The organism is Nonomuraea sp. NPDC047897 (assembly GCF_043204415.1).
Classification (GTDB): Bacteria; Actinomycetota; Actinomycetes; order Streptosporangiales; family Streptosporangiaceae; genus Nonomuraea.
The window spans coordinates 1-25,882 of the sequence record NZ_JBIDCC010000030.1; the positions used below are offsets into that span (position 1 = coordinate 1).

A 25,882-nucleotide genomic window follows, 5' to 3' on the forward strand; every position below is an offset into this window, starting at 1 on the left:
GCGCCCCCGCCGGCGCCCCCTCGCCGGCGCCGCCCCCCGCCGCCGCCCCCGCCCCCCCCCCCCCCCCCCCCCGCCGCGCCCCCGCCCCCCCCCCCCCCCCCCCCCCCCCCCCCCCCCCCCCCCCCACGCCCGTGGCCCGGTCGTGTGGGCGATCATCGACGAGGGCGTGCTGCTACGCGTGATCGCCGAGCCGCGCGTCCACCTCGCCCAGCTCGACGCCCTCATCGGTCACGCCAAACGCCCCCATGTCTCCCTGCACATCGTCCCTCTGCAGGATCCGGCCTACCTGCCGCGGACCGGACCGTTCACGCTGTGGCGTTTTCCGGAGGCGTTCGAGCCCGACATCGCCTGCGCCCACGCCGTCGAGGCCGACGAACTGATCACCGATCCGGCCGCCGTCGAGGCTTATCACCAGGCGTTCGCCAAGCTGTCGGTGACGACGACCACGCGCGACGAAACGCTTGAGGTGCTGAACACGTACCGTGACCGCCTGACCCGGCGATGATCAGCGAAAACTCGGAAACAGATATTTCCTCATTCCGTTTCGCTCCAATGGGTTGTTTTGTTGGGACATTTGGCTCAAGTTTAACTTGGTCTTCCGAAGTAGGGGTCGAGGCCGGAACTCCCCGATAGAGGCTTGTCGAGGGGAAGGGGCGATACGCAAATGCGTCAACGTGCCATCCGAAATTTGGCCAAGCTGAACACGACCCAGGCGCGTATCACCCGTATGCTCGACGCCGCCGCGGGCGGCAAGAACAATTTCGTCGCCGACCGCGAAGCGGTGCGCCGCTACGACGAGGCCGCTCCCGTCACCACCGCCGCGGCCCAGGCCGTGCTCGGCTTCCTGGCGCGCGTGATCAGGCACCTCGCGATCCGCGGCGTCGACCAGTTCCTCGTCATCGGCAGCGGCGTGCCCAGCGGCCTGCCCGCCGGCCGGCAACTCCACGACCTGGCCCGCCGGCGGCCCGGTCGGCCCGACGCCCGCGTGCTGTACGTGGAGAACGACCCGATGGTGCTGGCCAACGCCCAGGCCACCATCGAACCCGTCACCGACCTCGTGCGGGTGGTCGACGGGGACGCCGCCCAGATCGAGGACCTGCTCGCCGACCGCGTCGTGCGCACCTTCATCGACTGGGACCGGCCCGTGGGCATGCTGCTGGTCTCCACGCACGGCCTCGACGACGAGGAGGCGCGGCACGCCGTCAAGTGCCTCGGCCACGCCGCCGCCCCCGGCAGCTACCTCGCCCTGCTGCAGACCACGTTCGACGGCATCCCGCCCGAGCTGCTGCCCGCCGTCGAGGACCTGCTGGCGATGACCCTGCCCGGCCACGTCGTCCGCGGCCGCGACGACGTCGCCGCGCTCCTGGAAGGTCTCGACCTGGTCGAGCCCGGCCTGGTGTGGGTCAGCGAGTGGCGGCCCGACGCGCCCGGCGGTCCCGCCCCGCCGGCCGTCTCGGGCAACTACGGAGCCGTCGCCCGCATCCTGTGAGGCCGCGCGGACCGCGTCAGTCCCACCAGAACGACCATGTGTGCCGCCCGATGATCTGCTCGGCGTAGCCCCTCAGGTCGCCCGGCCCCTGCACGACGTTGTCCGGGCAGAACGTCCAGTGCTCGGCGGCCACGTGCAGCGCGTGCTCGCCGTCGACCGGAGGCGCCGCCACGCTCAGCTCCAGGGTGTTGAAGCCCACGCACACCACCCGGGCGCCGAACCGCTCCTCCCAGCTGCGCACCACCGCCGCCAGCGGCACCATCCACTCGTTGTGGTGCAGCGCCCCCTGCCAGCCCATCACGGCCAGCGCGTCGGCACCGCGGCGCGCGGCCACCAACCCGAGCGGCAAGCCCCGGGCGGCGAGCCGGCCCGCGTACCAGTCGGCGACCTCGCCGGGATCGGCCTTTGGCACCCCCGGCGCCGCCAGACCGGGACAGAACGCCCCGTAGGGGTCGAGCTCGTCCAACGCGCCGGACGGCATCTGCGTCACCCACTCCTGCCACACCTCGGCCATGAACCCCTCGGCCGTGAAATGGTCGATCTGCGCTGCCTCGTCGGGCACCACCTGCCCGATCGACCAGGGCTGCGCCGACTCGTCGAGCAGCACCGGCCACAGGCCGCTGCCGGCGTGCTCGGCACGGAATCGCGCCCACTCCGGACCGGTCACCGGGGCCTCGCTCATCCAGAACGCGGGCCGCATCGGCTCGCCCTGCCCGGTGTAGCCGGCGTCGGGCCAGACGACGTCGCCCGGCGGGAGGGCGGCTCTGAGCGCCCGCCCCCTGCCGCCGTCGGCGAACAGCTGGCACAGCTCCTGCGGCAGCCGGTGATCGTTCATGCCCTACCGTTCCGATCTGGACCCGTCGGGGAGATGGTAGTGCCGAGCACCGACACGCCCTCGGGGGCCGGGACATTTGTCCCACGCGATCCCGGATCGATGAACCTTCTGCCGGAGGGAGGGGGTCGGGGACCGTGGAGTCATGAGAATCTTCCTGGCCACGGCCGTGCTGCTCGCCGGATGCGCCACCGCCGCCGAGAGCCCGGCCGCACGAACGGACGCCGCCGATCCCGCGGTCGTCAGGACGGACAGGGGCGCGGTGCGCGGCACCGTGACCGGAACCTACCGCCTGTTCCAGGGCATCCGCTACGCCACCGCGAACCGCTGGGAGGCGCCCCGTCCCACCCCCTCGTGGCGGGGCGTCAAAGACGCCACGAAACCGGGCGCCCTGTGCCCGCAGGTCGGCGCCGAGTACGCCGACACGCGCAGCGAGGAGGAGGACTGCCTCTTCCTCAACGTCACCACCCCCGCCGGCCCCGCCGCCCACGCGCGGCGGCCCGTGATGGTGTGGGTGCACGGCGACGGGGCGGTGGGCGGCGGCCACTTCTCCGACGCCCGCGAGCTGGTCGCCAGAGGAGTGGTCGTGGTCACGATCAACTACCGGCTCGGCGTCTTCAACGGCTTCGGCCACCCCGGCCTGCGCGACCCTGGCACGTACGGACTGCAGGACCAGCAGGAGGCGCTGCGCTGGGTGCGCCGCAACGCGGCGGCCTTCGGCGGCGACCCCGGCAACGTGACGCTCTTCGGCGTCTCCTTCGGCGGCCTGGCGATCAACGCCCATCTCACCGCGCCCGCCTCCGCGGGGCTGTTCCACCGGGCGATCCTGCAGAGCTCCCCGGGCATGCTCGACATGCCGGCGGGCAGCATGGTGCCCGGCCTGGAGGCCGTGGAGTCGTTCGGGTACCGGACGCAGGCCGAGGTCACCGCCATGGGCGAGCTGTTCGCCAAGCAGCTCGGCTGCGCCGACCTGGCCTGCCTGCGCGCCCTGCCGGTGAAGAAGATCCTGGAGGTGCCGCAGATCATGAACGCCTTCCAGGTGTACGCCCACGGCGGCGGCGTGCTGCCCGCCAGGCCGGACCGGGCGCTGCGCGCCGGGCGCTTCCACCGGGTGCCGGTGCTGGCCGGCGCCACCAAGGACGAGCACCGCATCTTCGTCGGGATGAACTACGACGTGCAGGACAAGACGCCCGACTATCCCGCGCTGGTGCGCACCGCGTTCGGCGGCCGGGCCCCGGCCGTGCTCCGCAGGTACCCCGTCAAGGCGTACGGGTCGCCGAGCCTCGCCTGGGCCGCCGTGCTGACCGACCGCATGTGGGCCCGCGGCACCCACGAGCAGAACACCCTGCTCGCCCGGCACGTCCCCGTCTACGGCTACGAGTTCGCCGACCGCGAGGCGCCGATGTTCCTGCCGTTCGAGACGGACTTCGCCTGGGGCGCCTACCACGCGGGCGACCTGCCGTACCTCTTCCCCGAGCGCGAGGCGGCGCTGAACCCCGCGCAGCGCCGGCTCGCCGGGCGGATGGCCGACTACTGGACGAACTTCGCCCGCACCGGCGACCCCAACTCCGCCGGCCTGCCCGCCTGGCCGCGCGTCGGGGACGGCACGCTGTCGCTGGCCCCGGACGCCGTCCGGCCGATCGACTACGCTGCCGAGCACCGGCTGGGCTTCTGGAAGTAGGCACGCACCCCGTGATCAGGATCATGATCGCCGAGGACCAGGGCATGATGCGCGACGCCCTGGCCCTCCTCCTCGGGCTGGAGGACGACCTGGAGATCGTCGCCCGGGTGCCGTCGGGCGACGCCGTCGTCCCGGCCGCGCTGGAGCACCGGCCCGACGCCGCGCTGCTCGACATCGAGCTGCCCGGCCGCAGCGGCCTCGACGTGCTGCCCGAGCTGCGGGCCGCGCTGCCGGGCTGCGCGGTGCTGATCCTGACGACGTTCGCCAGGCCCGGCTACCTGCGCCGGGCGATGGAGGCCGGGGCCGCCGCCTTCCTGGTCAAGGACGGGCCGGTGGAGGAGCTGGCCGCGGCCGTGCGGCGGGCGGTGGCGGGGGAGCGGGTGGTCGACCCGGCCCTGGCCGCCGCCGCGCTCAACGCCGGCCCCAGCCCGCTGACCGCCCGCGAGCGTGACGTGCTGGCGGCGGCGCTCGACGGGTCCACGATCGCCGACGTGGCGGCCCGGCTGCACCTGTCGGAGAGCACGGTGCGCAACCACCTGTCGTCCGCCATCGGCAAGACCCACACCCGCAACCGGATCGAGGCGGCGCACCTGGCACGCCACAATGGGTGGCTATGACCCCTTTCGACGCGGTGCTCTGCGATCTCGACGGCGTCCTGCGCCAGTTCGACCATGCCGTCCAGGCCGACATCGAGGCCCGTTACGGCCTGCCCCTGATGGCGACCGCCTTCGATCCGGCCCTGATCAAGCCGGCCGTGCTCGGCGAGGTGACCGAGCGCGACTGGGCCGAGTCCGTCGCCGTCGCGCTGGGCGGCGACGAGCGGGCCCGGCAGGCCGTCGCCGAGTTCATGGAGGTGCCGTTCCGGGTGGACGAGGAGGTCAGGGCGCTGCTGGCGCGGGCGCAGGCCACGATGCCGGTGGTGCTCGTCACCAACGCCACCGACACCGTCGAGGAGCACCTCGACCGGCTCGGCCTCACCTACTTCGCCGACGACGTGGTCAGCAGCGCCCGCGTCGGCGTGGCCAAGCCCGACCGGCGCATCTACGAGATCGCGGCCGAGCGGGCCGGGGCCGCGCCGGAGCGCTGCCTGTTCGTGGACGACCGGCTGGAGAACGTCGAGGCCGCCCGGTCGCTCGGCATGACCGGGATCCACTTCCGCACCGTGGCCGACCTGGCGGCCGTCCTGCCCTGACCGCCGCCCTAACCGGCGGCCATGTCGAAGAAGCGGCGCTCCAGCCCGACCGCGCGGGCGAACACGTCGAGCACCCGCAGGCGGCGCGGCTCGTCCATGCCCGCGCCCAACCGGTCCAGCTCGCCGCGCAGGAACCGCACCCAGCCCCGGAACTCGACGCCGTCGTGCAGCTCGATCCACTCGCGGTGCACGAAGCTCTCCGGCAGCGGCTCCACGGCCCGCGACGCCCACCCGAGGTAGGTCCACTCGGCCACGCACAGCACCGCGACGACCAGCGCGTAGTCCTGCGAGGCCCGCGCCTCGTCCATGAGCCGCCGGAAGTCCGCCGTCACCGGCTCCAGCGGCACCTCCGTCCGCCCGCCGAGCTCCGCCAGCGCCCGGTGGAAGTACGTCTTCTCCTCGGTCGTCGCCACCTGCCCGAGGAAGCGGCCGTACGGCACCCGCGCCTCGAAGGAGTCGGCGCAGGCCACGGCCGCCCCGAGCAGGGCGGTGAAGGAGTCGACGAACTGGAAGTCCTGCTCCAGGTAGCGTCGCATCGCGTCGTCGGGGACCGTGCCGGCGTTGATCGCCATGGCGAACGGATGGGTCACCACGCCGGTCCACTCGTCCGCGCACTGCTCGCGCAGCCAGTCGCTGAAGGGTCGCTCGCTCACGCCGCAACTTTAGCGGCACCCTGGCGAGTGATCACCGTCCGGCGGCCGCGGCACGCGCGCCGGTTCCCGGCACGGCCGCGCCGACCGTGCCGGGAGACGTCGGCGCCCGCGTCGGGGGCCGTCAGTAGCCGCCGTACGGCGACCCGCTCGACGACCTCGCGGGGGAGGACGTCGGTGAGGAGGACGTCGGTGAGGAGGACGGCGTGGCCGCCCGCGAGCCGCCCGAGCCGGCCGGCCTGATCAGCCCCAGCAGGCCGTGCCTGCCGCCGTCGCTGCCGGCCGCGAACCACAGCGCGTCCTCGCCGCCGTTCTCCGCGGTGCCCACCTCCAGGTCCCACAGGCCGGGCAGCGCGATCGGACGGCCGTCGGAGCCGCGCAGCGCGCCCAGGTGGCGGCCCTGCCGGTAGGCGTGGACGGTGCCGTCGCCGAAGTTGCCGACCAGCAGCGCCCCGGCGTACGCGCCGCGCGGCGCGGCGGTGATCGCCCACGGGGCGTTGAGTCCGGTGCGCGCGATGCGCCCGGTCAGGCGGCCCTCGCCGTTGAAGCGGCTGACGAAGCCCTTGCCGGAGCCCGGGACGGACTTGCCGGTCCGCGGGTCGCGCAGCGCGTACGCCACCCAGACGTTGCCGTTCGCGACCGCGACGTTGAACGGAGAGTAGTTCGACGGGATGTCGGGGTCGCGGAACTGCCAGCGCTTGAGGCGGATCCGCTCGAAGTCGGAGTTCCAGGCGTGGATGCGCCGGCCCGCGAAGTCGGCGGCGAGCAGGTAGTCCTGGTCGTCGGTCCGCACCAGGGCGAGGCCCTTGTAGTCGGCGCCCCGGGTGAACGCCGCGATGACCGCGTTCTTCGGGTCGGCCTCGGCGTTCCAGCCGGTGATCGCGCCGCTGGGGCTGGCGAAGATGAACGTGGCGGGCTTGCCCTTGACGGTGAACCCGTCGGTGGGGTTGTGCACCTGCCCGGTCGGCGCGCCGCCCGGGATGGCGACCTCCGTCCGTTCCTTCCTGCCGGTGCCGGAGTACACGGTGGCGGTGCCGGTGCCCGTGCCGGACACCCACAGCGTCTTGCCCATGGCCAGCCCCCACGGGTTGACCAGCTTGGGGTCGGTGACCGGGGCTCTGCCCCTGACGTCGGAGACGAGGTTCACGACCTCGTACCGGGGCCGGGGGGTGGCGTGTGCGGGGGTGGTGGCGAGCGTGGCGCCCAGGACGACCCCAACAGCGCAGAGTGTGATGATGCGTGGCCGCATCCTTGCCTCCTTGTTAGCGCTTGTGACGCGAGATACGTGGGAGCCGGGTCGCCAGGTTCACTTAAGGTCCGGAAATATCGGCCGATACGTTTCTGATCGGCCGCCTGCGGGAGAAGGATGGATATGAACGTGCTGGGAATCGACATCGGCGGCTCCGGTATCAAGGGGGCGCCCGTCGACACGACGACGGGCAGGCTCATCAGCGAGCGGCACCGCATTCCCACGCCGCAGCCGGCCGAGCCGGGTCCCGTCGCCGACGTGGTGCGCGCGCTGGCCGCCCACTTCTCGTGGACGGGCCCGGTGGGGGTCACCTTCCCCGGCGTGGTGCGCGACGGCGTGGTCAGGACGGCGGCGAACGTCGACCCCTCGTGGATCGGCGTGGACGCGGGCGACCTGTTCGGCGGCGCGGCGGTGCTCAACGACGCCGACGCGGCCGGCATCGCCGAGATGACGTTCGGCGAGGGGAGGGGCCGGCGCGGCACCGTGCTCATGCTGACGTTCGGCACGGGCATCGGCAGCGCCCTGTTCGTGGACGGCGTCCTCGTGCCCAACACCGAGTTCGGCCATCTGGAGCTGCACGGCAAGGAGGCCGAGCACCGCGCCTCCGACCGGGCCCGCGAGGAGCACGACCTGAGCTGGGAGAAGTGGGCCGAGAGGGTGGAGGACTACCTCCGGCACATGGAGATGCTGCTCTCGCCCGCGCTGATCGTGGTCGGCGGCGGCGTCAGCAAGAAGGCGGGCAAGTGGCTGCCGCACATCCGCCTCGACACGCCCGTCGTGCCGGCCGCCCTGCAGAACGAGGCGGGCATCATCGGCGCCGCCCAGACGGCCGCCCAGACGGCCGCCCAGACGGCCGCGCAGACGGCCGACGTGGCGGACCCCGCCGCCCCGGTGCCGCCGCTGCGCGACCGCTGACCTGCAAGATCAAAAAAGTCGCTCCCGAGGGCAACCACCGGGCCTCCTCGGGAGTCCAATCAGTGACCGCGACCGTCCACGACGACGACTCTGGGGAGAGTGGGCCCGCCGTGGGCGGTCGCGGTGTCCCGCGTGAAGCGGTGACCGCGCTTAATTGGGATGCGGCCGGGCGGGCGGTCGGGCAGCATGGTGCGTTGGCTCCGGCCGCGCGGGGCTCAAATATCCTGAAAGCAGTATGGGAACCTCTGCGTTGTCCTCTTCACTGACCGAGCTCCAGTCCCGCCTGCCCGAGCTCATGCCCCGTGACCAGCGCCGGCTGCGCCGCCGGCTCGACGGCGCGCGCCGCGTGCGCTCCCGCGAAGCGCGGGAGAAGATCGCCGCGGAGATCCTCGCCGAGGTGGAGCGGGCCGAGCAGCGGCTGGTCCGCCGCCGCGAAGCCGTGCCGGTGGTGAAATATCCCGACAACCTGCCGGTCTCGCAGCGCAAGGACGACATCCTCGAAGCCATCCGCGACCACCAAGTCGTGATCATCGCCGGGGAGACCGGTTCCGGCAAGACCACCCAGATCCCCAAGATCTGCCTGGAGCTGGGGCGCGGCGTCCGCGGCCTGATCGGCCACACCCAGCCGCGCCGCATCGCCGCCCGCACGGTCGCCGAGCGCATCGCCGAGGAGCTCGGCACCGGCCTCGGCGAGGTGGTCGGCTACAAGGTGCGCTTCACCGACCAGGCGAGCGACCGCACGCTGGTCAAGCTGATGACCGACGGCATCCTGCTCGCCGAGCTGCAGCACGACCGGCTGCTGGAGCAGTACGACACCCTCATCATCGACGAGGCGCACGAGCGCAGCCTCAACATCGACTTCATCCTCGGCTACGTCAAGCAGCTCCTGCCGCGCCGCCCCGACCTCAAGGTCGTCATCACCAGCGCCACGATCGACCCCGAGCGGTTCTCCCGCCACTTCGGCGACGCCCCGATCATCGAGGTGTCCGGCCGCACCTACCCCGTCGAGGTCCGCTACCGGCCGCTCGGCGACGACGACGACCAGACGCAGGGCATCGTCGAGGCGTGCCGTGAGCTGACCGCCGAGGGGCCGGGCGACGTCCTGGTCTTCCTCAGCGGCGAACGGGAGATCCGCGACGCCGCCGACGCGCTGGTCAAGGCCGACTTCCGCAACACCGAGGTGCTGCCGCTGTACGCCCGGCTCAGCGCCGCCGAGCAGCACCGCGTCTTCCAGAGCCACACCGGCCGGCGCATCGTGCTGGCCACCAACGTGGCCGAGACGTCGCTGACCGTCCCCGGCATCAAATACGTCGTCGACCCCGGCTACGCCCGCATCTCCCGCTACAGCCACCGCACCAAGGTGCAGCGCCTGCCCATCGAGGCGATCTCGCAGGCCAGCGCCAACCAGCGCAAGGGCCGCTCGGGCCGCACCTCCGACGGCATCTGCATCCGGCTGTACGAGGAGGACGACTTCCTGGGCCGGCCGGAGTTCACCGACCCGGAGATCCTGCGCACCAACCTCGCGTCGGTCATCCTGCAGATGACCTCGATCGGGCTGGGCGACATCGAGGCGTTCCCGTTCGTCGAGCCGCCGGACCGCCGCCAGGTGCGCGACGGCGTCAACCTGCTGCACGAACTGGGCGCCTTCGACGCGCAGGGCCGGCTCACCCCCGTCGGCCGCCGGCTCGCCACCCTGCCGGTCGACCCGCGCCTGGGCCGGATGGTGCTGGAGGCCGAGAAGAACGGCTGCCTGCGCGAGGTCATGGTGATCGCCGCCGCGCTGTCCATCCAGGACCCGCGCGAGCGCCCGTCCGACAAGCAGCAGCAGGCCGACGAGAAGCACCGCCGCTTCGCCGACCCCGACTCCGACTTCCTGACGTACGTCAACCTGTGGCACTACCTGCAGGACAAGCAGAAGGAGCTGTCCTCCAGCGCCTTCCGCAGGCTGTGCAAGGCGGAGTTCCTCAACTACCTGCGCGTGCGCGAGTGGCAGGACATCTACAGCCAGCTCCGCCAGGCGCTCGGCGCGCACCCGGGCAGCGCGCCCGCCGACCCCCACAGCGTCCACGTGTCGCTGCTGGCCGGGCTCCTGTCGCACATCGGCGTCAAGGACGTCGTGGACAAGCAGCGGCCCTCCGACGGCCGCCGCCCCGTCCAGGAGTACCTCGGCGCGCGCAACGCCCGCTTCGCGATCTTCCCCGGCTCGGCGCTGGCCAGGAAGCAGCCGCAGTGGGTGATGTCCGCCGAACTCGTGGAGACCTCGCGGCTGTGGGCCCGGGTCAACGCCAAGATCGAGCCCGGCTGGGCCGAGCCGCTCGCCCAGCACCTCGTCAAACGCTCCTACTCCGAGCCGCACTGGGAGAAGGACCAGGGCGCGGTCATCGCGCTGGAGAAGGTCACCCTGTACGGGGTGCCGCTCGTGGTCGGCCGCAAGGTCAACTACGGCCGCATCGACCCGGAGCTGTCCCGTGAGCTGTTCATCAGGCACGCCCTCGTCCAGGGCGAGTGGGACAGCCACCACACCTTCCTGCGCGACAACCGCCGGCTGCTGCAGGAGGTCGAGGAGCTGGAGAACCGGGCCCGGCGCCGCGACATCATGGTCGACGACGAGGCCCTGTTCGACTTCTACGACCAGCGGATCCCCGCCGACGTGGTGTCGGCCCGCCACTTCGACTCCTGGTGGAAGAAGGCGAAGGTCACCGACCCCGGGCTGCTCACGTTCTCACCCGAGATGCTCGTCAACGAGGGCGCCGACGTCAGCACCCGCGACTACCCCGACACCTGGCGGCAGCTCGGCCAGCGGATGAAGCTGACCTACCAGTTCGAGCCCGGCGCCGACGCCGACGGCGTGACCGTCCACGTGCCGCTCCAGGTGCTCAACCAGGTCAGCTCCGACGGGTTCGACTGGCAGATCCCCGGCCTGCGCGAGGAGCTGATCACCGAGCTGATCCGGTCGCTGCCCAAGCACCTGCGCCGCAACTTCGTGCCCGCCCCCGACCACGCCCGCCGGGTCCTGCAGAACGTCCGCCAGGGCGGCGAGCCGCTGCTGGAGGCCGTGGAGCGTGAGCTGCTGCGGTTGACCGGCATCCGGGTGCCGCGTGACGCCTGGCGGCTCGACCAGGTGCCCGACCACCTGCGCATCACCTACCGGGTGATCGACGAGCGCAGGCGCACCGTCGCCGAGGACAAGGACCTCGACGCGCTCAAGCGCCGCCTGGCCCACCGGCTTCGGCAGACGCTGTCGGACGCGGGCGACGACCTGGAGCAGTCCGGCCTGCACACGTGGAGCTTCGGCACCCTGCCCAAGGTGTTCGAGCAGGGCCGCATGAAGGGCTACCCGGCCCTGGTGGACGACGGCGACGCGGTGTCCGTCAAGATCTTCGAGACGGAGGCGGAGCAGCGCCGCTCCCACTGGCCGGGCACCCGCCGCCTGCTCCTGCTGGGCGTCACCAACCCGGCCAGGTCGCTGCTCGGCGGCCTGTCCAACCAGGCCAAGCTGGCCCTGTCCCGCAGCCCGCACGGCGGCGCGGTGGCGCTGTTCGACGACGTGGTCAACGCCGCGGCCGACAAGCTCATGCTCGACATGGGCGGCCCGGCCTGGGACCCGGCCGGGTTCGACCGCCTGCACCAGCACGTCCGCGCCGAGCTGCACGACACGGCGGCCGAGGTGCTGGGCAGGGTGGAGCAGATCCTCGCCGTGTGGCACGCCGTCGGCACCCGCCTGGGCTCGCTACGGAGCAGCGCCTCCACCGATGACGTCCGCGAGCAGCTCGGCAGGCTCGTCCATCCCGGCTTCGTCACCGCGACCGGCCATCGCCGCCTGCCCGACCTGCTGCGCTACCTGCGTGCCATCGAACGACGCCTGGTCAAGCTGCCGGAGGAGCCGTGGCGCGACGAGGAGTGGATGGACCGGGTGCACAAGGTCGAGGACGACTACCACGACCTGCTGCGACGCCTGCACCCCGCCCGCCGCTCCGACCCCGACGTGACCGAGATCCGCTGGATGATCGAGGAGCTGCGGGTGAGCTTCTTCGCCCAGACGCTCGGCACGCCGACGCCCGTCTCCGAGAAGCGCATCGCCAAGGCGATGGAGAAGCTCACCCCCTGACCGCGGCGGCGGCCGACCGCCGCCGGTAGACGCTGGGGGAGACGCCGCGCCGCTTGAGAAACTGCGTCCGGAACATGCCCGCCGTGCTGTAGCCCACCCGGCGGGCGATCGACTCGACGCTCAGGCCGGTGGTCAGCAGCAGCGTCTCGGCGCGGTCGAGCCGCTGGTCTAGCACCCACGAGTACGGGCTGAGGCCCGTCTCGGCCTTGAACCGGCGGGCGAACGTCCGCGGACTCATCAGGGCGCGCCGGGCCAGCCCGGTCACGCTCAGAGGCTGGTCCAGGTTGGCGAGCGCCCAGGTGATGACCTCGCTCAGCCGGCGGTCGCCGGCGGGCACCCCGGGCCGGCGGCCGGGCCGTTCCGGGACGTCACGGACGTCGGGCCGTTCCGGCACGTCGGGCCGTTCCGGGACGCCGGAGCGGCGCGGCTCGGCCATCATGTCGCGGGCGACGGCCTCCGCGACGTGTGTCCCGTGGCCGTCGCGCCACAGGCGCAGGCACAGGTCGAGGCAGGTCGCCCCGCCCGCCGAGGTGACGACGTCGCCCTCGTCCACGTACGGCACGTCCGGGATCACCGTCACGCCGGGGAACCGGGCCGCGAAGTCGCCCGCGTGGCTCCAGTGGGTGGTGGCCTGCCGGCCGTCGAGGAGCCCCGCGTACGCCATCGGATAGACGCCGCCGCAGATGCCCACCACGGTCGCGCCATCGCGGTGGGCGCGCAGCAGCGCGGCCTCCAGTTCGGCCGACCGTCGGGGGGCCTCGCCGTCGGGCGGCAGCACGATGACGAGGTCAGCCTCGGCGAGGCCGTCCAGCCCGTGCGCCACCCACACCGGCGGGCCGATGTCCAGCCGGACCGGGCCCGGCCGCTCCGCGCACACCGTGAAGCCGACGCCGGGCACGCCCGGCAGGCCGCGATCGGCGAAGGCGTTGCCGACGACGCCGAGCGCGAACGAGCCGACTCCCTGCATGGCCAGCACCGCCACCGAACGGAACGGCCGTGTGGCGCGGCGCCGCCCGTGCGGTGCTGCGGCGGCGTGCAGGTCACCGTTCGCTCGGCAGAGGGTACCCATGGTGCTCCACGACAGGACGGTCAGGACAGCGGTCAAGCACCCAGCCTGCCACGGGACGCCCTGGCCGGGGGAGAGCCAGAACGGCCGTTCATCGCCCGGATCCGGCCACGGCGGCGGCCGGTCAGCGCACCTCGCCGGACCACTGCCACCCGCCGCGCGGCAGCCGGGGGAGCCCCGGCAGGGCGACGCGGCCGCACGCCCACAGCAGGGTGCGGCCCGGCGCGTGCCCGGCCGGCGCCGCGGGGAACAGTCGCTCGACCACCGGCTCCGCCAGGTCGTCCGGCGGGGTCCAGTCGAAGCCCAGGGTGCGCGTCATGTCGTGCGCGTGCACCAGGATCTCCACGGCGCCCATCGCGGCGAAGCCGGTCCGGTCCGACGTGCCCCACGGGTGGTGCGCCCGCACCTCGGGCCCCGTGGCGCGTACGGTGTGCGACAGCAGCGTCGCGGCGATGGTGATCGACTCCAGGCACTCGGCCACCGGGGCGTGCGGATCGTTGCCGGTGCGCAGCGCGATGTAGCGGTCGGCGGGCCGCGCGACGAGCAGCCCGGCGTACCCCATGACCCCCAGGGTGATGTGGTCGATCAGCTCACGCAGGCTCCAGTCGGTCTCACCGGCCGGCCGCGACCAGTCCTGGTCCAGCCCCTTCTCCATCAGGGGGAGCACGTGGGCCGCGGCCTCGGTCGGCAGCTCGGCCCAGGGGGTCGGCACGGCGGAGAGCCCGTGGGCCGGGATGGCGTCAGACGCGTCAGACATGGTCACCCGCCAGCACCATGGGCAGGCCGAAGGTGCCGAACAGCGCCCGGTCCTCCAGCACCTCGATGCGTTCGAGGCCCGCACCGGTGATCGTCAGCACGTCGATGGTGTACGCCCGGTAGTCGCCGCCGGGCGAGCGGCGGTAGACACCGAAGCCGGGCCGGCCGTTGACGGAGATCGGCAGCATGCGGCACTCGCCCATGGCCGGGCAGTGCTCCAGGAACCGGGTGATCTCGCCGGGCCCGTCGAGGACCGTGGCGGCGGGCCGGCGCTCGCACACGGCGTCGTCGGTCAGCAGGCGCACCAGGGCGTTGACGTCACCGGTCTCGAACGCCGCGGCGTACTCCTCAAGGAGGAGCCGCAGGCGCAGGTCGTCCGGCCCGGCGTCGTGCGGCCCTGCGTCGTGCGGGGCGGCCTCGCCCGGCCCGGCGCGGTGCTGGGCGTGGTGCTGGGCGGCCGTGCCGGCCGGCGCCGGGGTGGCCTGCGCGAGCTGGGCGCGGGCGCGCCGCAGCATGCTGTGCACCGCGCTGCCCGAGGTGCCCAGCAGATCGGCGATCTCGTTGGCGTGCCAGGCCAGCACGTCCCGCAGGATCAGCACCGCCCGCTGGCGCGGCGACAGGCGCTGCCACACCAGGGTGAGCGCCCGCCTGCGGTCGTCGCGGGTGACCACGATCTCGGCGGGGTCGGCCGCCAGGCCGGGCTGGGCGTCCGGGAGGGGCCGCTGCCCGGCCCCGCCGTCGAGCGGACCCGGCACGGCGTCGTCGTGCTCCGGCCGGGACTCGGGCAGGCCGGCGGGCACCGGCAGCCGCCGCCTGCTGTCCAGCGCGGTCAGGCACACGTTGGTGGCGATCCGGTGCAGCCAGGTGCGGATCGACGAGCGGCCCTCGAACTCGTCGTACGCGCGCCACGCCCGCAGGTAGGTCTCCTGGACCAGGTCCTCCGCGTCGTGCGCCGACCCCGTCATGCGCCGGCAGTGGGTGAGCAACTCGGCGCGGAACGGGTCCGTGAGCCTGGCGAAGTCCTGCCGGCGCAGGGTCTGCGCGGCCGTGGCCGCTCCGTCGTCACGAACGCGCACGCCGTCCCCCTGATGACATCTCGATTTCTCTCACCCTTGGATAGACCATTCTGGCCCCTCCGATTCGTCGCGGGGCGTCCGTGACGTGTTTCGGCCGCATTCACCCCTGGCGTTCGCGCACCGGGACAGATCCGTACAGTGGGGGCGAACGAGAAGGGGGTCCGATGGCCGGTCCGATGGTCAAGGCAGTGGTGCTCGACGTGGGCGAGACGCTCATCGACGAGACGCGCATCTGGTCACGCTGGGCCGACCGGCTCGGGGTGAGCCGGTTCGTGCTGATGGGGGCGCTCGGCGGGATGGCGGCGCTGGACCGGTCGCACCGGGAGGCGTTCGAGCTCGTCCGTCCCGGCCTGGACATCGAGGGCGAGCTGGCGGCGTGGGAGCGCGACGATCCCGGCGGCCTGCGCAACCATTTCGACGCCGGCGACCTCTACCCCGACGTCCGCGAGGCGCTGGGCGCGCTGCGGCGGGCCGGCTACCAGGTCATCGTCGCGGGCAACCAGCCGGCACGCGCGTACGAGGCGCTGGTCGCAATGGAGCTGCCGGTGGATTCGGTGCACACCTCCGAGGGGTGGGGTGTGGCCAAGCCCGCCCCCGAGTTCTTCGCCAAGGTGGCCGCGGTGGCCGGGCGCGAGCCCGGCGAGATCCTCTACGTGGGCGACCGGCTCGACAACGACGTGCTGCCGGCCGGCCGGGCGGGCATGCGGACGGCGCTGCTGCGCCGCGGGCCGTGGGGCTACCTGCACGCCGAACGGCCGCAGGCGAAGGCCGCCGACCTGGTGGCCGACGACCTGCACGCCCTGCTGCCCGCCCTGGAGCGGCTCGGCTGAGCCGCTCCGGGGCCCCGGCCGGGGTCATCTGAGGGGCTCGTCCGGCTCGACGCGGACGGCGCGCTCCTCGGCCGACAGGTCGCCGCTGTCGCCGCCCCAGTCCTCGCCCACCTCGTCCTTCTCCAGGTCCGGGGCCAGGCCCTCGTCGGGCTGGGTGAGGCGGTGCTCCGGCCGCTGGGCGCGCTCGGGGCGGTCGGGCTTCTCCCGCCAGAGCCGCTCGTCGAGGGTGTCCTCGTGCCGTGGGTCGTCCTCCTCGATGCGGTGGTTCAGCCCGAGGTCGTCGGTCGCGGCCTCGACCTCGATCTGCTGTTCGTCGGCCAGGCCGTGCCTGTCCGGAGGTAGTTCGGTCATACGCGCCCCCTTACCCACAAACCTGTCCGAAACCTAGGACCCGGCCTTCTTGACCGCCTTCTCCAGCTCGTCCTTGCTCATCTGGGACCGGCCCGGGATGTCGGCGTCCTGGGCCTTGCGGTAGAGCTCCTCCTTGGTGGGGCCGCTGCCGTCGGCGCTCGGCCCGGCCGAGCCGTTCGCGGCGCCGAGGGCGCGCAGCTCCTCGTCGCGGCGCTCGGCGAAGGCGGCGCCCAGCTCCTTGAGCCGCTTGTCGTCGGCCTGCTTGGCCAGCTCGGGGAGCAGCTCGTTCTCCTCCTCCTCGACGTGGTGGCCGACCGCCTCGACGAGCTTGACGAGCGTCTCCTCGAACGCGGCCGTGCCCGGCTCGGCCCGCACCAGCGAGTCGAGCAGTACCTCGGCCTCCTTATGCTCCTCCACGCCGTGGTGGGCGTCGATGCCCGGGTACACCCGGTCCTCCTCCGCGCGGGCGTGCGCGATCAGCAGCGCGTGCAGCTCGGCCACGGTCGCCCGCTGGTCGCCCTGCTTGTTCTGGAGCCGCTCGAAGAGCGCCTCGACCTTGCGGTGGTCACTGGTGATGAGAGTGATGACGTCGGTAGCCATGGCGCCGGAGCTACCCGATGGGTCAGCGTCCAATCGCCGCGCCGACGAGGGACCGCGGGTCCGCCGCGCCGGCCAGCATCCCGCCGGGCCGCACGTCGATCAGGTGCGCGTGGCCGAACACGCTCCCGTACGGCCGGGCCGCGACGGGATGGCCGAGCGCCGCCAGCCCGTTCGCCCAGGGCGCGCCCTCCTCCACGTCCACCACCGTGTCGTCGGGGGCGTCCCAGGTGTCGAACCCGGTGCCCCCGGTGCCGAGCCGCCACCGGGGCGCGGCGACGGCCGGGCCCGGCTCCTCGCCGTGGCGGAGCAGGCGGGCGATGACCTGGAGCAGGATCTGCGGCTGCGCGTCGCCGCCCATCGTGCCGAGCACCGAGCGCAGCGAGCCGTCCGGGCGGGTGATCAGCGCGGGCGCCAGCGTGTGCGGCGGGCGGCGACCGGGGCCGTACTCCGCCGGATGCCCCGGGACCAGCGAGAAACCGATGCCGCGGTTGTGCAGGTTGATGCCGGTACGCGGCTCGAACAGCATGCTGCCGAAGCCCGAGGCGTTCGACTGGATGAGCGAGACACCCATGCCGTCGCCGTCCACCACGCACAGGTACGTGGTGTCGCCCGGCTCGGCCGGCGCCCGCAGGCGCAGCCGCGCGGCCGGGTCCACCAGGGCCCGCCGCCGCGCGATCTCCTCGGGGGCGAGCAGGTCCTTGGCGTCCTCGTGCAGCACCGACAGCCGGTCGTGGCCGCTGACGCGGGCGGCCTCGGCGAGCAGGTGGGCCCAGGAGGGGTGCGCGGGCGAGGCGGGCAGCTCCAGCCCGTCGGCGATGCCGAGCGCCATCAGCAGGAGGTAGCCCTGGGAGTTCGGTGGCATGGACCACACGTCGTGCCCGAACGCCCGCACGCGCAGCGGATCCACCCAGTCGGCGGCCGGGACGGCGAGGTCGCCCCGGGTGTACTCGCCGCCGCCCAGCTCCAGCAGTCCCTCGCCGAACTCGCCCAGGTAGAAGCCGTCGCGGCCGGTCGTGCCGACGGCCTGGAGGGCGCGGGCCACCCCGGGGCGGGTGACGCGGTCACCGGGCGCGCGGGCGGCGGCGAAGTCGTCGCCGCCGGGGCGCTGCGCCGCGACGCGGGCGCCGGGCACCAGCAGCGGCGAGGCGGGGAAGCCGTCGTGGGCCAGCCGGACCGCCGGGGCGAGCAGGTCGGCCAGCGGAAGCCGGCCGTAGCGGGCGTGCAGGGCGGACCACCCGTCGACGCAGCCGGGCACGGGCACGGACCGGATGTCGTGCAGGTGCGGCATCCGCTCGTGCCCCTCGGCGCGCAGCGGACCGGGGTCGGCCCCGGACCCCGCCCTGCCGGAGGCGTTGAGCGCCCGGACGGCGCCGGTCCCGCCCGCCGTCCCGGCCGGCTCGTACACCAGGGCGAACAGGTCGCCGCCGAGACCGCACATGTGCGGGGCGACGACGGAGAGGACGGCGTTCACGGAGATGGCCGCGTCGGCGGCCGAGCCGCCGCGGTCGAGCACCGCCACGCCCGCCGTGGAGGCGAGATGGTCGACGCTGCACACCATGCCGGAGGGAGCGTATCGGGTGTTGCGCACCTCACGAGGGTACGACCGGCGACCGCCGTCGCGGCAGGGGCGGCGGCGATTCCCAGCCAGTCGTCAGTCAGGTCCGAGCGGGCCGGTCGCGGGCGGGGCAGGTCCGAGCGGCCGGTCGCGGTCAGACGGGTTCGAGTGGCCGGTCGCGGCTCACCAGCGCGGCGTACCGGCCGCCGAGCGCCACCAGTTCGTCGTGGGTGCCGCGCTCCACGACCCGCCCGCCGTCCAGGACGGCGATCTGGTCGGCGTCGCGGATCGTCGACAGGCGGTGCGCGATGGTGATCGTGGTACGGCCCTCGGCGAGGGTGTCCAGCGCCTCCTGCACGGCCCGCTCCGTCTGCGTGTCGAGGGAGCTGGTGGCCTCGTCCAGCACCAGCACCGGCGGGTTGCGCAGCAGCGTGCGGGCGATGGCCAGCCGCTGCTTCTCGCCGCCGGAGAACCGGTACCCGCGCTCGCCGACCAGCGTGTCGTACCCGTCGGGCAGCGCGGCGATGTGGTCGTGAATGCGGGCGGCCCGGGCGGCGGCCGCCACGTCCTCGTCGGTGGCGTCGGGCCGGGCGAAGCGGAGGTTGTCGGCGATCGAGGCGTGGAACAGGTACGTCTCCTGCGACACCACGCCGACCGTGGCCGCCAGCGCCTCGAACGTCAGCTCCCGAACGTCCACCCCGTCGATGGTGACCCGCCCGCCGGTCACGTCGTACAGGCGAGGGAGCAGGTAGCTGAGCGTGGTCTTGCCGGAGCCGGTCTCGCCGACGACGGCCAGGCTGGTGCCCGCCGGCACGGTGAGGTCCACGCCGGTGAGCGTGGGGGCGTCGCCGTAGGAGAAGTCGACGTGTTCGTAGCGGACCTCGCCGCGCACGCCGGACAGCGTCCGCGTGCCCGGGTGGATGTCGACCGGCAGGTCCAGGTACTCGAAGACGCGGCCGAACAGCGCCAGCGAGCTCTGCACCTCCACGCCGAGCCGCAGCAGCGACACCGCCGGCCGGAACAGGCCCACCTGCAGCGTCGTGAACGCCACCAGCGTGCCGACGGAGATGGCGCCGGTGTGGCCAACGGCCCAGTAGGTCATCGCGGGCATCGCGGCCATGACGATCTGGATGGACGACTGCCGCCACCGGCCGGCCATGCTGGAGCGCACGCCGAGCTCCGCCAGCTCGTCCGAGGCGCCGGCGAAGCGGCGGGTCAGCTCGGGGGAGCGGCCCATCGTCCGGCCGAGCAGGACGCCGCTGATCGACAGCGACTCCTGCACCATGGAGGCGAGCACGGCGAGCTTGCGCTGCCGCTCGGCGGTGATGCGCCGGCGTTCCGCGCCGACCTTGCGGCTGATCCACACGAACACCGGCAGCAGCGCCAGCGAGACCACGGTCAGCCGCCAGTCGAGCGCGACCATGGCGGCGATCGTGGCGACCACGGTGGTGAGGTTGGAGACGATCGAGGTGGCGGTGGACGTGACGACCGCCTGCATGCCGCCGATGTCGTTGGCGATGCGCGACTGCACCTCGCCGGTCCTGGTGCGGGTGAAGAACGCCATCGACATGCGTTGCAGGTGCTCGTACACGGTGGTGCGCAGGTCGTGCATGACGCGCTGGCCGACCGTGGTGGACACGTACGTCTGCACCACGTCGAACACGCTCGTCGTCACCGCGACCAGGATCATGCCCAGTGCGAGCAGCGCGAGCAGGGTCGTGTCGCGCTGCGGGATCGCCACGTCGAGCATCTCGCGCAGCAGGAACGGCGAGGCCAGCGACACCAGCGACGACAGCAGGATGAGGAACGCCACCAGGGCCAGCCGGCCCCGGTAGGCACGGAAGAGTCTCACGATGCGCCGCAGCGGCGCGCGGGGTTCGGCTGCCAAACGGGTCCCCTTTCTGACGTCCACTCAAACGGAGGTTAGCTCATATTTGTTCCCGGCTCTAAGCTGGGGCCATGGACGACCCGGAGCTGCCCGAGCTCCTGCACCTGGTGAGCCGCCGGCTGCGGCACGGCTGGCTGCACCGGCTGGAGCCGCTCGGGCTGAGCCCCGGCCAGGCCCGGGCGCTGCGCGTGCTCATCGAGGCCGGCCGGCCGCTCAGGATGGTGCAGCTCGCCGACGAGCTGCGGATCGTGCCCCGCTCGGTCACGCCGGTCATCGACGCCCTGGAGGAGGCCGGTCACGTCCGCAGGGAGGTTGATCCGGCCAACCGGCGCTCCACCCTGGTCGTCATCACGCCCTCCGGCCGCGAGGTGTACGAACGGGCCCGCGAGGCGCGCCGGCAGGCCGGGCAGGACCTGTTCGCGGTGCTGTCGCAGGAGCAGCGCGACCAGCTCAAGGGGCTGCTCGGCGCGGTGGACGCCCAGTTCCGGTAGCGGCGGGGCGGGGCGGCTCAGGTGACGCCGGCGCGGATGCGGCCGCCGACGACCGTGGCCAGGCAGTCCGGCCGGGCCAGCAGGGCACTGTACGGGTAGCGCCCGCGCGCGTCGAACACCGCGAAGTCGGCGCGCCCGCCGGGGACGAGGCAGCCGATCCGGCCGGCGCCGCGGTGCATGCCGAGGGCCCGCGCCCCGCCCAGCGTGGCCGCCTCCACGAGCCTGCGGTCCAGGCCGCGGGTGCGCGACCCGACGGCCCGCGCCCGTTCACGGACGCGGCGCGCCTGCCCCAGCAGCCCGTCCGCGGGCCGCTCCCCACTCGTCGTGCACAGGGCCAGGAGGTTGCCCTCCTCCAGCAGGGCGAGCACGTCGTCGGCCGGGGCCGACGGGCCGACGGCCACCACGGTCTCGCGCAGCCTGAGCAGCTTGCGCTCGCCCGGGTCCAGCGGCCGTTCGCAGGTGGCGTGGCAGTGCGGCCCGAGGACGCCCGCCTCGTCGAGCGCCACCGCCGGCCGCGTCCCGAGGTCCGCCAGCAGTCGCAGCCCGAACGTCCTGGCCAGCACGGCGATGTCCTCCAGGACCACGGGGTCCGGTGTCCGGGCGGCGATCCCCACGATGTGCGGCCGGTCCGTCTCCCGCATCGCCGTGACGACGGCGTCGCGCCCGCGCCGTTCCCAGGCGTCCTCGTCCTCGCACGTCACCTCGACGTAGCCGACGCCGGGGAGCGCCGCGTGGGCGGCCGGGTCGGCGGTGAGGCCACGCGCGGTGCCGCCGGGCGTCACGCGGGCCCGCGTGGTGACCCCGTGGGCCAGCGCCTCTGCGGCGGAGGTGCCGGAGGCGGCGTCCACCAGACCGGGCACGATCATGCCGGGCCAGGGCCGCTCCTCGGCGTCGGGGAAGCGGTTCAGCAGGTCGGCGCGCACGCCCACCTGGAGCACCCGCTCGCCCCGCACGGCGACGGCGCCGTCGCGGAGGGGATCGCCGGCGAGGGGCAGCACGAGCGGGGCGGAGTGGACGACGACCGGCGCGGGCGCGCGCCGGCCGAAGGCCGGCCTGGCACGCTGAGCAGGCATCCGCGCTCCCGTCAAAATGTCCCTTTTGGTATTAAACGTGACCCTGGCCTGGCGGCGCAATCAGCCACCGGGGCGCCCGTCCCTCGGCCGATACCGGCCCGACAACCGCGCCAGCTTGAGGCTCAGGTGCAGGGCGAGCCGCTCGCCGCCGTCCTTCAGGTCCGTACGCGCCAGCTCCTCCACCCGCTGCAGCCGGTAGTACAGCGACGTGCGGTGCAGCCGCAGCGCCCGCGACGCCGCCCCCGCGCTGCCCGCCAGGTCCAGATACGTCTCCAGCGTCTCCAGCAGCGGCAGGTGCTGCTCGTCGGCGAGCAGGGGCGCCAGGCCCGGATGCAGCTCGTGGTGCGGCAGATGGGTGAGCATCCGGTACACGCCGAGCCGCGCCCACTCCACCGAACGCCCGAGCCCCGGCACGCGGGCCGCCACCTCGGCGGCGTGCCGCGCCTCCGCGTACGACTCGGCCGCCGCCGCCAGCTCCGGCCGGGGCCGGCCGACCCCGACGGTCACCGGCACGGACATCGCCGCGTGCGCCTCCTCCGCCAGCGCGGCCCAGGAGGCCGGCGCGCCGGCGGCCAGCAGCACGGCGTGGTCGTAGCGCACCAGGTGCAGCGGATGGAGGGCGCCCAGCCGCCGCCGCAGCGCGAGCAGGCCCCGCTCCAGCGCCAGCCGGAGGGCGTCGTCCGGCTCGGCCGCCAGCGGCCTGGCCACGAGCACGGTCACCGGCTGCGCCTGCGGGAACGCCCCCGCCTCGATGAGCTGGCGGGCCGCGTCGTGCTCGCCCAGCATCAGCCCCGTCACCGCCTCCAGCTCCCGATGCGAGGCGAGCCCCGTGGCCAGGCTCTCGTGGAACAGCGCCAGGGCCAGCGCGGGCGCCGCCGCGGCCGCCTCGGCGACCTGGGCCCGCGACATGGCCGGGCCGGTGTCGATGAACCACAGGAAGCCGAGCAGCCCGGCGTCATGACGTACCGGGACGCACACCCGCGGCAGCAGGCCCAGATGGTCCGCGCCGGGCGTGCGCAACGGGGCGACCGCCTCGTGGATGCCGGCGGCGCCCAGCCACTGCCGCACCTCAGGCGTGGTGCGCCTGCGCAGGATCGAGTCGCGGCGGATCTCGTCCATCGCGCCGCTCTGCTCGCTGTAGACCACCACCCGCTGCAGCCGGTCCTCCAGGAGCAGCGGCCGGCCGAGGCGCGCCGCGAGCTCGTCCACGAGCCGCTGAAGGTCAGCCACCACTCACCTGGATGTTTCGACACTTGTCGGAAGCAGCACTACAGGTCTTCCCTACAACTGATCGGTGATCTCTGTCAACGGTCGGCTATAGCGTCCGATCGTGACTGCCCCGAAGAAGCTGCTGAAAGGCCTCCTGGCGGCCTTAGTGCTGATCCCGGTGAGCCTGGTGGCGACCCCCGCTTCCGCCGCACCCCCCGCCGACCCCGAGCACCCATGGCGCCAGGACCACTGGCCGCGGACCCAGCCGTGGCAGCGCGACGCCCCCGACGCGAGCGCGCTGCGCGGCCGCCCCACCGCCGGCATCGCGCCGATCGACCCGCAGAACTGGGAGAACCCCGACCACATGACGTGGGCGGACTACAAGAAGATCCCCGGCACGAAGTGGAACGACCCGGCCGTCAAGGGCTCCCAGCGCACCTTCAAGGGCGCGCTCGTGCTGCTCGACTACCCCAACCAGCCGTTCGTCGTGACCCAGCCCAAGGGCTCGACCGTCTTCAGGAATCCGAGCGCCGAGGCCCACGACATCCCGCGCGACCAGGTGGCGAAGTTCTACCAGGACTTCCTCAACACCCCGAACGACCTCAACAAGGGGCACACCATCCACGAGTACTGGATGGAGGACTCCGGCGGGCGCATCGGCGTCGAGCTGACCGGGTTCGGCCCGTACACCATGCCGGGCAAGGACCACGAGTACGCCCTGGAGTACCAGGCGGACGCCTGCCCCGCCGGTGACACCTGCGACCGCAACCTGCGCACCGACGGCAACGCCGCCTGGGTCGCCGCCGTGGGCGAGGAGACGGCCAAGCAGTTCGACTTCGTCTTCTACCTGAGCGCCGGCCAGGACGAGTCGTCCACCTGGCAGGAGTTCGGGATGATGAAGTTCCCGACCAAGGAAGCCGTGACCGACGACTTCGGCCCGCCCGACCCGGCCCTGCCCAACTGGTCCAAGACCCGCTACGTCGACTGGACCTCCTGGCAGGCGGGCTCCACCTTCTGGCCCAACGCCCGCTTCGGTGTCGACTCGGTGCAGGCCGAAAGCTCCGGCATGTCGGTCTACGCCCACGAGCTCAGCCACATCATGGGCGTCGCCGACAACTACAACAACCCCTACGGCACGCCGCTGCGCCGGGCGTACTCCGGCATCTGGGAGATGCTCAGCCGCGGCACGTTCAACGGCCCCGGCGGCCCGCACAGCCGCTGGCTGATCCCGCCCACCTCCGGCTCCTCGATGGGCGCCCAGCACATGCTGCGCAACAAGATCAAGCTGGAGATGGTCGACCAGGCCAACGTGCTCAACCTGTCCCGGGACGCGCTGGACGAGTCGGGCGTGGTCACCGCCAGGGTCACCGCCCGTGCGGTGCAGCCCGGACCGGCCGGGCTGTCCGGCGTGAACATCGCCTTCGGCAGCGGCGACCGCAGCCCCGCCTGCGACCCGCGCACCGACCCGCTGTGCGACGGCGGCGGCTACGACAACTACACCGTCGAGGTCGTCGACCGCATGGGCACCGACTCGTTCACCCCCGACTCCGGCGTCCTGCTGGCCAAGACCAAGAACCAGGACCGCGCCCCGTTCATCTGGGTGGTCGACGCCAACCCGCAGGACATCCGGATGACCGACTACGTGCTGCCCGACGGCACCGAGGTGCCCATCACCATGGGCGACTACCGCCAGCTGTCCGACGCCCTCTTCCACGCCGGCACGGACTCCGGCAGCGAGTACGAGTACGTGGACGAGGCCAACCGCCTGCACTTCTACGTCACCGACATCAGGCGTGACCGCGCGGGCGTGCTGTCCTACACGGTGGCGATCCGCTCCCTCGACGGCGCCGGCCCGCACCGCCGCGGCGTCAAGGTGCTGCCCGGCGCCGGACTCCCCGCCGGCAAGGGCGTGTCGACCTGCACGTTCCCGGTGTTCAACACCGGGCGCGCCACCGCCGTCCAGGCCGCGCACCCCGAGGACGTCAGCGCCTACCTCGGCTCCGACGTCTACCGGATCAAGGCCGAGGTGCAGGGCAAGGGCTGGACGGTGCAGGTGCCCAACGCCCTGGCCGCCGTCCCCGCCGGCAAGCACGCCCCGGTGAAGGTCAACGCCGTGCGCGAGGCCGGCGGCGACCGCCTGGCCAAGGTCAAGCTCACCGCCACCTCCGAGAGCGACCCGGGCAGGACGGCGACGGCCACCTGCCGCGTCGTCGGCCTGTAGCGGAACACTCTGTAGCGGAACACCCCGGAGCGGAACACCCCGGAGCGGAACACCCCGGAGCGGAACACCGGGGTACGGCCTGGCGCGGGCCGTACCCCGTCCCGGCGCGGCGCCCCGGTCTGATCAGTGCGCGTCCGGACACCCTCAACGCACTCCGCGCAGCCGCTGCAGCAGCAGCGCCAGCAGACCGCAGCCCGCCCCCCAGGCCAGGTTGGTGATGAGGATGGACCCGCTGCCGAAGATCACAACCGCTCCGCCGCGCAGCGCCAGGCCGCTGGTGGCGATGGCGACGACCCCGTAGAGGAGACCGGCGAGCACGAGGGTCAGCACGGGCCTGCGCACCCGGGTCAGCCCCACGACGAGGATCCAGGCCGCAGAGATCGCGACGGTCAGGACGATCGGCGTCGCCGGTTTCCCGAGCGCGTCCGACAAGCCCACGATGGAGAACAGCGGCCGGATGAGCGCGATGGCCGCCAAGCCGACGACGAGCAGCCAGTTGAGCGAATGCAGAGGAGACTCCGGCCGGTTCGCCGGAGGTCGCTGGTCCGAGGTCATGCATGCGAACGTACGAGCGCGTGGGCTTGTGGCGCATCGTCCCCCAAGCGTCATTCGTGCCCGCTTCGGCGGCCCGTTTGTACGTCGAGAAGCGA

At 73.2% G+C, this 25,882-nt stretch carries 23 protein-coding genes; 10 read left to right on the plus strand and 13 right to left on the minus strand.

Going from position 1 to position 25,882, the window contains the following annotated elements:
• Both ACGF0J_RS37545 and ACGF0J_RS37550 read left to right on the plus strand, forming a co-directional pair.
• A partial coding sequence (locus tag ACGF0J_RS37545) for a Scr1 family TA system antitoxin-like transcriptional regulator (RefSeq protein WP_393153989.1) occupies window positions 1-505 on the plus strand: 505 nt, incomplete at its 5' end.
• 183 nt (window positions 506-688) lie between these two features.
• The gene (locus ACGF0J_RS37550; RefSeq protein WP_393153991.1) at window positions 689-1,489 is read left to right on the plus strand and encodes an SAM-dependent methyltransferase; all 801 of its coding nucleotides are present in this window, start codon (window positions 689-691) and stop codon (window positions 1,487-1,489) included.
• 16 nt (window positions 1,490-1,505) lie between these two features.
• Here the strand turns inward: ACGF0J_RS37550 and ACGF0J_RS37555 are convergent, their stop codons facing one another.
• Window positions 1,506-2,324, minus strand: a complete 819-nt coding sequence (locus ACGF0J_RS37555; protein WP_393153993.1) for a DUF4253 domain-containing protein — start codon at window positions 2,322-2,324, stop codon at window positions 1,506-1,508.
• Between the two features lie 142 nt (window positions 2,325-2,466).
• Here ACGF0J_RS37555 and ACGF0J_RS37560 point away from each other — a divergent pair, with 142 nt between their 5' ends.
• Genes ACGF0J_RS37560 through ACGF0J_RS37570 form a run of 3 tightly spaced genes read left to right on the plus strand, consistent with a single transcriptional unit; the run spans window position 2,467 to window position 5,194 of the window.
• Complete coding sequence (locus tag ACGF0J_RS37560) at window positions 2,467-4,002, plus strand: carboxylesterase/lipase family protein (protein WP_393153995.1); 1,536 nt, start codon at window positions 2,467-2,469, stop codon at window positions 4,000-4,002.
• Window positions 4,003-4,013: 11 nt separating this feature from the next.
• Window positions 4,014-4,619 carry a response regulator gene (locus ACGF0J_RS37565; protein ID WP_393153997.1) on the plus strand — a complete coding sequence of 202 codons (606 nt, stop codon included), beginning with the start codon at window positions 4,014-4,016 and terminating at the stop codon, window positions 4,617-4,619.
• A complete protein-coding gene (locus tag ACGF0J_RS37570; RefSeq protein ID WP_393153999.1) occupies window positions 4,616-5,194 on the plus strand; it encodes an HAD family hydrolase in 579 nt (192 codons plus the stop codon). Before ACGF0J_RS37565 ends, ACGF0J_RS37570 begins: the two co-directional genes overlap by 4 nt.
• An 8-nt stretch (window positions 5,195-5,202) precedes the next feature.
• Here the strand turns inward: ACGF0J_RS37570 and ACGF0J_RS37575 are convergent, their stop codons facing one another.
• Both ACGF0J_RS37575 and ACGF0J_RS37580 read right to left on the minus strand, forming a co-directional pair.
• Window positions 5,203-5,847, minus strand: coding sequence for a TenA family protein (locus ACGF0J_RS37575; protein ID WP_393154001.1), 645 nt, complete (start codon window positions 5,845-5,847; stop codon window positions 5,203-5,205).
• Window positions 5,848-5,968: 121 nt separating this feature from the next.
• Window positions 5,969-7,093, minus strand: a complete 1,125-nt coding sequence (locus ACGF0J_RS37580; protein WP_393154003.1) for a TIGR03118 family protein — start codon at window positions 7,091-7,093, stop codon at window positions 5,969-5,971.
• A 123-nt stretch (window positions 7,094-7,216) separates the two neighbouring features.
• On the opposite strand from ACGF0J_RS37580, the gene ppgK reads away from it, so the two are divergent.
• Together ppgK and hrpA are read left to right on the plus strand one after the other, a co-directional pair.
• On the plus strand, window positions 7,217-8,008 hold the full coding sequence (ppgK, locus tag ACGF0J_RS37585) for a polyphosphate--glucose phosphotransferase (RefSeq protein ID WP_393154005.1): 792 nt from the start codon (window positions 7,217-7,219) through the stop codon (window positions 8,006-8,008).
• A 235-nt stretch (window positions 8,009-8,243) separates the two neighbouring features.
• Window positions 8,244-12,116 carry an ATP-dependent RNA helicase HrpA gene (hrpA, locus tag ACGF0J_RS37590; RefSeq protein WP_393154007.1) on the plus strand — a complete coding sequence of 1,291 codons (3,873 nt, stop codon included), beginning with the start codon at window positions 8,244-8,246 and terminating at the stop codon, window positions 12,114-12,116.
• Here the strand turns inward: hrpA and ACGF0J_RS37595 are convergent.
• From ACGF0J_RS37595 to ACGF0J_RS37605, 3 genes are all read right to left on the minus strand, one after another.
• Window positions 12,106-13,221, minus strand: coding sequence for a GlxA family transcriptional regulator (locus tag ACGF0J_RS37595; protein ID WP_393154009.1), 1,116 nt, complete (start codon window positions 13,219-13,221; stop codon window positions 12,106-12,108). The genes hrpA and ACGF0J_RS37595 overlap by 11 nt on opposite strands.
• Window positions 13,222-13,306: 85 nt before the next feature.
• A complete protein-coding gene (locus ACGF0J_RS37600) occupies window positions 13,307-13,939 on the minus strand; it encodes a maleylpyruvate isomerase N-terminal domain-containing protein (protein WP_393154011.1) in 633 nt (210 codons plus the stop codon).
• Complete coding sequence (locus ACGF0J_RS37605) at window positions 13,932-15,014, minus strand: RNA polymerase subunit sigma-70 (protein WP_393154013.1); 1,083 nt, start codon at window positions 15,012-15,014, stop codon at window positions 13,932-13,934. The genes ACGF0J_RS37600 and ACGF0J_RS37605 overlap by 8 nt, the downstream gene beginning before the upstream one ends.
• A gap of 164 nt (window positions 15,015-15,178) precedes the next feature.
• Here ACGF0J_RS37605 and ACGF0J_RS37610 point away from each other — a divergent pair, with 164 nt between their 5' ends.
• Window positions 15,179-15,844: an HAD family hydrolase gene (locus ACGF0J_RS37610; protein WP_393154015.1), complete on the plus strand. Its 666-nt coding sequence runs from the start codon at window positions 15,179-15,181 to the stop codon at window positions 15,842-15,844.
• A gap of 24 nt (window positions 15,845-15,868) precedes the next feature.
• On the opposite strand, the gene ACGF0J_RS37615 is transcribed toward ACGF0J_RS37610, so the two are convergent.
• The 4 genes from ACGF0J_RS37615 to ACGF0J_RS37630 all read right to left on the minus strand — a co-directional run bounded on the left by ACGF0J_RS37615 (window position 15,869) and on the right by ACGF0J_RS37630 (window position 20,238).
• Window positions 15,869-16,195 carry a DUF5709 domain-containing protein gene (locus ACGF0J_RS37615; protein ID WP_393154017.1) on the minus strand — a complete coding sequence of 109 codons (327 nt, stop codon included), beginning with the start codon at window positions 16,193-16,195 and terminating at the stop codon, window positions 15,869-15,871.
• A gap of 33 nt (window positions 16,196-16,228) precedes the next feature.
• The gene (locus ACGF0J_RS37620; protein WP_393154019.1) at window positions 16,229-16,795 is read right to left on the minus strand and encodes a hemerythrin domain-containing protein; all 567 of its coding nucleotides are present in this window, start codon (window positions 16,793-16,795) and stop codon (window positions 16,229-16,231) included.
• Window positions 16,796-16,817: 22 nt separating this feature from the next.
• The gene (locus tag ACGF0J_RS37625; RefSeq protein ID WP_393154021.1) at window positions 16,818-18,383 is read right to left on the minus strand and encodes a gamma-glutamyltransferase family protein; all 1,566 of its coding nucleotides are present in this window, start codon (window positions 18,381-18,383) and stop codon (window positions 16,818-16,820) included.
• Between the two features lie 121 nt (window positions 18,384-18,504).
• Entirely contained in the window at window positions 18,505-20,238 is a 1,734-nt protein-coding gene (locus ACGF0J_RS37630) for an ABC transporter ATP-binding protein (protein WP_393154023.1), read from the minus strand.
• A gap of 71 nt (window positions 20,239-20,309) precedes the next feature.
• Here ACGF0J_RS37630 and ACGF0J_RS37635 point away from each other — a divergent pair, with 71 nt between their 5' ends.
• Window positions 20,310-20,729, plus strand: coding sequence for a MarR family winged helix-turn-helix transcriptional regulator (locus ACGF0J_RS37635; protein WP_393154025.1), 420 nt, complete (start codon window positions 20,310-20,312; stop codon window positions 20,727-20,729).
• A gap of 17 nt (window positions 20,730-20,746) precedes the next feature.
• On the opposite strand, the gene ACGF0J_RS37640 is transcribed toward ACGF0J_RS37635, so the two are convergent.
• On the minus strand, window positions 20,747-21,802 hold the full coding sequence (locus ACGF0J_RS37640) for a hypothetical protein (protein WP_393154027.1): 1,056 nt from the start codon (window positions 21,800-21,802) through the stop codon (window positions 20,747-20,749).
• A 60-nt stretch (window positions 21,803-21,862) separates the two neighbouring features.
• Window positions 21,863-23,032, minus strand: coding sequence for a PucR family transcriptional regulator (locus tag ACGF0J_RS37645; RefSeq protein WP_393154029.1), 1,170 nt, complete (start codon window positions 23,030-23,032; stop codon window positions 21,863-21,865).
• A gap of 100 nt (window positions 23,033-23,132) precedes the next feature.
• On the opposite strand from ACGF0J_RS37645, the gene ACGF0J_RS37650 reads away from it, so the two are divergent.
• Window positions 23,133-25,232, plus strand: coding sequence for a peptidase M6 (locus ACGF0J_RS37650; protein WP_393154031.1), 2,100 nt, complete (start codon window positions 23,133-23,135; stop codon window positions 25,230-25,232).
• 144 nt (window positions 25,233-25,376) lie between these two features.
• Here ACGF0J_RS37650 and ACGF0J_RS37655 read toward each other — a convergent pair whose 3' ends face one another.
• The gene (locus ACGF0J_RS37655; RefSeq protein ID WP_393154033.1) at window positions 25,377-25,787 is read right to left on the minus strand and encodes a hypothetical protein; all 411 of its coding nucleotides are present in this window, start codon (window positions 25,785-25,787) and stop codon (window positions 25,377-25,379) included.
• Between the last annotated feature and the right edge of the window lie 95 nt (window positions 25,788-25,882).